The sequence below is a fragment of the Streptomyces sp. ADI95-17 genome (assembly GCF_003846175.1).
Lineage (GTDB): Bacteria > Actinomycetota > Actinomycetes > Streptomycetales > Streptomycetaceae > Streptomyces > Streptomyces sanglieri.
On the sequence record NZ_ML123045.1, the window covers coordinates 400,517 to 406,516 of the forward strand.

The 6,000-nt window shown below is 72.2% G+C and carries 5 protein-coding genes; 4 read left to right on the forward strand and 1 reads right to left on the reverse strand.

All coding sequences use genetic code 11. The features are described 5' to 3' along the window. Positions 1-256: 256 nt before the first annotated feature. The 3 genes from EES42_RS47570 (at position 257) to EES42_RS09890 (ending at position 4,507) form a co-directional block, all read left to right on the forward strand. Positions 257-682 carry a ComEA family DNA-binding protein gene (locus EES42_RS47570; protein ID WP_346775389.1) on the forward strand — a complete coding sequence of 142 codons (426 nt, stop codon included), beginning with the start codon at positions 257-259 and terminating at the stop codon, positions 680-682. Next, positions 679-3,324 (forward strand): ComEC/Rec2 family competence protein, encoded by a 2,646-nt coding sequence (locus EES42_RS09885; protein ID WP_124717763.1) that lies wholly within the window; start codon positions 679-681, stop codon positions 3,322-3,324. Before EES42_RS47570 ends, EES42_RS09885 begins: the two co-directional genes overlap by 4 nt. Positions 3,325-3,622: 298 nt before the next feature. After that, positions 3,623-4,507: a YceI family protein gene (locus EES42_RS09890; protein ID WP_124717764.1), complete on the forward strand. Its 885-nt coding sequence runs from the start codon at positions 3,623-3,625 to the stop codon at positions 4,505-4,507. 15 nt (positions 4,508-4,522) lie between these two features. On the opposite strand, the gene EES42_RS09895 is transcribed toward EES42_RS09890, so the two are convergent. Next, positions 4,523-4,768, reverse strand: a complete 246-nt coding sequence (locus EES42_RS09895; RefSeq protein WP_199883160.1) for a hypothetical protein — start codon at positions 4,766-4,768, stop codon at positions 4,523-4,525. A 104-nt stretch (positions 4,769-4,872) separates the two neighbouring features. On the opposite strand from EES42_RS09895, the gene holA reads away from it, so the two are divergent. Then, a complete protein-coding gene (gene holA, locus EES42_RS09900) occupies positions 4,873-5,859 on the forward strand; it encodes a DNA polymerase III subunit delta (protein ID WP_124717765.1) in 987 nt (328 codons plus the stop codon). The last annotated feature ends 141 nt before the right edge of the window (positions 5,860-6,000 follow it).

Sequence of the window (6,000 nt, forward strand, 5' to 3'; positions counted from 1 at the left end):
CCCGGTATGGCTGCAGCTCAGATGCGGTCTGGAGCCGAAGACCCTTGCAGCGTTGGCCGTTGTGCTGGTCGCGGCCGGAGTCTTTGCCGCAGTGCACCTCTGGTCCGCGCGCCCGCACTCCGTGCGTGCGCCCGAGCCGGTCGAGGAGGCTGCGCACGCCCGGACGTCGCCCCCGGCGCCGGTCGGTGCCGGGGAACCGGAGCCGTCGCCGGGACCGCCACCCGGGACAGGGACGGGCGGACACATTGTCGTTGATGTGAGCGGCAAGGTGCGAAGGCCTGGTATCCGTCAACTGCCTTCCGGAGCAAGGGTCGCCGATGCGTTACGTGCGGCGGGCGGAGTCCGGGACGGAGCGGACCTCACCGGGCTCAACCGGGCACGGGTGCTCATGGACGGAGAGCAGATCGTGGTGGGCACCCCGCCAGGACCTTCGACTGCCGGTGGGGCGGCAGGTGTCGCGATGGGCAGCGGCGGCGGGAGCGCTGCGACCGGCCCGGTCAGCCTCAACACCGCGACCGTCGAACAGTTGGACACGCTGCCGGGTGTCGGCCCGGTTCTGGCCCAGCACATCGTCGACTACCGCACACAGCACGGCGGTTTCCGGTCCATCGATGAACTGCGTGAGGTGAACGGGATCGGTGACCGCAGGTTCGCCGACCTCCAACCATTGGTGGGGCCATGAGCCACCTGGACGTCCATGCGGCGTCCGGCAGCCGGCTCGGCGCCTCCGAACCGCGGCAGGAGGGTCCGGCCGATCTCCGCCTGGTCCCGCCTGCCATGGCGGCCTGGGCCGGAGCGGCACTGGCGCTGAGCGCGCCAGGGCGGTGGACCACGGTGGGTGTGATCCTCTGCGTGGGTGCGGCCATGGTGCTCCTGGCCATGTCGGGGGCGGCCGCAACCCGTGTACGGCGCAGAGGGGCGGCCGGTGCCTCGGCAGGCAGACCTTCCTCCGATGCCGATGCCGATGCCGATGCCGATGCCGATGGCGGCATCGGTGCCGGTGCGGACGCCGACACCGCGGACAGGGCGGCGGCAGACGGGCGGTGGTGGTCGCGGGCCACGGCTACCGCCACCGCTGCGGCGTTGCTCTGCGCGGCGGCCGGGGCCGCGGCGGCCGGATTGCACAGTGCCGATGTACGGCAGGGGCCGGTCCACGAGCTGGCCGAGCGGTTCTCGACGGTCGAGGCGGAGGTCACGGTGACATCCGATGCCCGGCGGACCACGCCTCGGGTGCGGGGCGACCACAGCACACCCGTCGCCCTCCTCATGGATGCCGAGATCACCCGGCTGACCGGGCCCGACGGTGCGGTCACCGGGCTGAGTACACCAGTGCTGCTGATCGTCTCGCCCGGCGGATCGACCGGACCGTGGCAGCAGTTGCTCCCCTCCACACACCTGCGCGTCGGCGGCCGGCTGTCACCGCCACTGCACGACGGGGAGCGCAGTGCCGCCGTTCTGCGCCCCCAGGGCAAGGGGCCGCCTCGAATCATCGGGCCTCCCTCCGTCCTCCAGCGCACGGCAGGCGCGCTGCGCGGCGGGCTGCGGCAGGCGACCGAGCGGCTCGATCCCGATGCGAGGGCCCTGCTGCCGGGCCTGGTGGTCGGCGACACCTCACGGATCACCCCCGAGCTGCACGAGGCGTTCAAGGCCGCCGATCTCACCCACTTGATGGCCGTCTCCGGATCCAACCTGGCGATCCTGCTCGTCCTCCTCATCGGACCGCCAGGGATGGCGCTCCGTGCCGAACGTCGCGGGCTGGCGCCCCGGTTGGGTATCTCGCTGCGGCTCACGGCGCTGCTCGGCGGCGGGCTCACGCTGGCCTTCGTCATCGTCTGCCGACCCGAACCGAGCGTTCTGCGGGCGGCGGCGTGCGGGCTGATCACCCTGCTGGCCATTGGTACGGGGCGGCGGAGATCGCTGATCCCGGCGCTGGCGGCCGCAGTCATGTTGTTGGTCCTTTACGACCCATGGATGGCGCGCAGTTACGGTTTCATCCTCTCCGTGCTGGCCACCGGCGCCCTGCTGACCATCGCCCCGAAATGGAGCGATGCGCTGCAACGGCGCAGGGTTCCGGCCAGGCTCGCCGAGGCGCTGGCCGCGGCGGCCGCCGCGCAGGCGGTGTGCGCGCCGGTGGTCGTACTGCTCGCCTCGCGGGTCAGCCTGGTGGCGATCCCGTGCAATCTGCTGGCCGAGGCGGCAGTGCCGCCGGCCACGGTCCTCGGGTTCGCCGCGCTCGCCCTGGCGCCGGTGGCCATGCCGGTGGCGGAGTTGCTCGCCCGGATCGCGGGGTGGCCCGCCGGTTGGATCGCCTCGGTGGCCCGCACCGGGGCGGACCTGCCCGGGGCGGAGATCGACTGGCCCGACGGCTGGAAGGGCGCGGTGCTGCTCACCGCGCTGACCGCTCTGGTAATGCTCTTCGCCCGCCGGATCGTGCGCCATCCCTGGGTCTGCTCGGCCGCCTCGCTGCTGTTGGTTCTCGCGGTGCTGCGTCCGGTGCCGCTCACCCGGGTGCTGACCGGATGGCCGCCGCCGGGCTGGGCGTTCGCGATGTGCGACGTGGGGCAGGGGGACGCCCTGGTGCTGGCGGCGGGGGACGGTGCGGGGGTGGTCGTCGATGCCGGTCCCGATCCTTCACTCGTCGACCGGTGCCTTCGTGACCTGGGCATCACCGAGGTGCCGTTCCTGGTCCTCACGCACTTTCACGCCGACCATGTGCGGGGCCTGCCCGGGGTGTTGAGGGGCAGGGCGGTGGGTGCGATCGAGACGACGAGCCTGGACGAACCTCCGGACCAGGTCGCGTTCGTACGGAGAACGGCGGCCGAATCGCACGTCTCCCTGGTCCGGGCCGTCCCGGGGGAGCGCCGCCGGATCGGGGCGCTCGACTGGCGGGTCCTCTGGCCGGCGAGCGCCACCGGGCCCGGCGGAATACCGGCGGGCCCGGGTGCCGGTCCCGTACCGCTGGAGCCGAACGATGCCAGTGTCACCCTGCACGTCCGGGCCGGCGGGCTGACCCTGTTGCTCCTGGGGGACCTCGAACCGCAGGCCCAGCAGGGGGTGCTGCGCAGATATCCCGCGCTGCCGAGGGTGGATGTGCTCAAGGTCGCGCATCACGGCTCGGCCCATCAGGACCCGGCGCTGCTGCGCAGCGCGCACCCGAGGTTCGCCCTGGTGAGTGTGGGGAGGGACAACCCGTACGGCCATCCGGCGCCGCGTACCGTCGATGCGCTCAGAGCGGGCGGGGCCGTGGTGCTGCGTACGGACACCGATGGTGCGATCGCCGTGACGGGTGCCGGGCCGGGGCTGCGGGCAGTGCGCCGGTCGTGACTACCCAGCCCGACGACCGCACGGCCTCCGCCAGCTCCACGACCGCACGGCCTCCGCCAGTTCCACGACCGCACCGCCCCCGCCAGCCCCATGGCCACCGCCCCGGCGGTGATGGTGATACCAATTCGGACCTTCGGTAACACCTCCACCCAAGACACTTCAAGCCCCTCCGAGCTGCGCTGTTTGCCTCGAACGGCACAATGGTGATCGAATGCATGCTCGTCGGTGGGCCGCTGCTCCGACAGAGACGTCCAGCCGCCGGGCCCCAAGGTGAATCGTCCCCGGGGGAAGGTGGAACATGTTCGGTCGTTGGCTGAACGGCAGGCGAGCGGCGGGTTCGGCGCAGGGCAATGCCCTGGCCGGGCTGGAGGTGCCGCGCACTGCCGGATTGCTCAGTTGCCGGGTGCTCGACCCGGTCAACGAGGTCGTGCCGCTGGCCGAGTTCGTGGTCATGGACAGTGCGGGCCGCAAAGTCTTCGGTGGTGAGACCGACCCGTTCGGTAACGTCCTCGCCACTGTCCCGGCCGGTGAGTACCGGCTTGCCGTCACGGCCGAGGGCTTCACTCCGTTCCACGCGTCGGCCACGGTCGTCGAGGGCGGTCACGCGAGCCTGGGCGACGTGACCCTGCAGTTGTCCGCGCCTCCGCAGCTTCCCGCGCCGGGGGAGTGGGAGGTCGAGCCGATGCACTCGCAGATCGGCTTCACGGCCCGGCACATCGGTCTGGCGCGCATCCACGGCCGGTTCAACAACTTCGCGGGGGCCGTGCGGATCGCCGACCGCATGGAGGACTCGGCCATGCACGTGATCATCGACGCCGCGTCGATCGACACGAATGTCCAGATGCGGGACGACCATCTGCGCTCCAGCGACTTCCTCGACGTCGGGCGCTATCCGACGATGGAGTTCTACAGCGAGCGCTTCGTCCACCGGGGCGGCACCCGCTGGGGCGTGACCGGTGCGCTCACCCTGCACGGCGTCAGCCGCACGGTCACCCTGGACACCCAGTACCTCGGCCTGGGCAACGGCCTTGAGGGCGAGACCCGTGCCGCCTGCCGGGCCACCACGGAATTGCACCGTGAGGACTTCACCCTCACCTGGCAGACCATGCTCGCCCGCGGCATCGCGGCCGTGGGCTCCAGCATCTCCATCGACATGGACATCCAGATCGTCCCCAAGACCTGAGCCGCGGGCGCCCCTTCAGGGCGCTTCGAGCCACCCCTCGTACTCCGCGGCGAAGGCATCCAGTGCCGAGGAGTCCAGCCGCCCGGACGGGTCCTCCACGACCACCAGCCACTGGGCATCCTCGGCGTCGTCCTCGCCGGCCAGCGCGTCGCGTACGAGCTGGGGCTCCTCGGCGACCCCGAACCGGTCGGCGAGCTCCCCGGCCACCTCCTCCGCGGCATCACGGTCGGGCAGCACCAGCACATGTCTCACATCACTCACCGGCCCATTCTCCCGCACGGCGGCGCCCGGGCCCCGGCCCGGTAAACAGGGCGGCCGGGGATGTGATCGGGGGCTGTCAGCGGTGCATGGGATGCTGGACGGCGATGGCCACCAGAAGGAATTCCACCGACGACCCGCTCGCCCCCCTCACGCTCGCCGTGGGCCAGGAGGACCTGCTCCTCGACCGCGCCGTGCAGCAGGTGGTGGCGGCGGCCCGGGCCTCCGACCCCGACACGGACGTCCGCGACCTTACCTCCGACCAGCTCCAGCCCGGCACCCTCGCCGAGCTGACGAGCCCGTCGCTCTTCGCCGAGCGCAAGGTGGTGATCGTGCGCAATGCGCAGGACCTCTCCGCCGACACGGTCAAGGACGTCAAGGCGTATCTCGGCGACCCGGTCGAGGAGATCACCCTCGTCCTCCTGCACGCGGGCGGCGCCAAGGGCAAGGGACTGCTGGACGCGGCGCGCAAGGCGGGTGCGCGGGAGGTCGCCTGCCCGAAGACCACCAAGCCGGCCGAGCGGCTCTCATTCGTACGGTCCGAATTCCGGGCGCTGGGGCGTTCGGCGACGCCCGAGGCGTGCCAGGCGCTGGTCGACTCCATCGGCAGCGATCTGCGGGAGCTGGCGAGCGCGGTCTCGCAGCTCGTCGCGGATGTCGAGGGCACCATCGACGAGGCGGTGGTCGCCCGTTACTACACGGGCCGGGCCGAGGCGTCGAGCTTCACGGTCGCCGACCGTGCGGTGGAGGGCCGGGCGGCGGAGGCGCTGGAGGCGCTGCGCTGGTCGCTGTCGACCGGGGTGGCGCCGGTGCTGATCACGAGTGCGCTGGCGCAGGGCGTACGGGCGATCGGCAAGCTGTCCTCGGCCCGTGGCGGACGGCCCGCCGATCTTGCCCGTGAGCTGGGCATGCCGCCGTGGAAGATCGACCGGGTGCGGCAGCAGATGCGTGGCTGGACGCCGGACGGGGTGGCCGTCGCGCTGCGGGCGGTCGCGGAGGCGGACGCGGGGGTCAAGGGCGGTGGCGACGACCCGGAGTACGCCCTGGAGAAGGCCGTGGTCGCGGTGGCACGGGCAGCGCGGTCGGGACGGTAAACGCGGGACGGGGCGGGGCGACCGGTGCTCGCCCTGCCTCCGAACCTCGCGCCCAGTCCCCGGGCCCCGTCGCCGAACCCCGTTCCCGCGCCGTGCAGCCTCGTTCCCGCGCCCGACCACGTACGCCGGGATCCCCCCGAA

Bases quoted from the DNA above. Each gene is read 5' to 3' on its own strand.
- EES42_RS09885 (WP_124717763.1), top strand. From the start codon at position 679: ATGAGCCACCTGGACGTCCATGCGGCGTCCGGCAGCCGGCTCGGCGCC.
- EES42_RS09890 (WP_124717764.1), top strand. From the start codon at position 3,623: ATGTTCGGTCGTTGGCTGAACGGCAGGCGAGCGGCGGGTTCGGCGCAG.
- holA (WP_124717765.1), top strand. From the start codon at position 4,873: ATGGCCACCAGAAGGAATTCCACCGACGACCCGCTCGCCCCCCTCACG.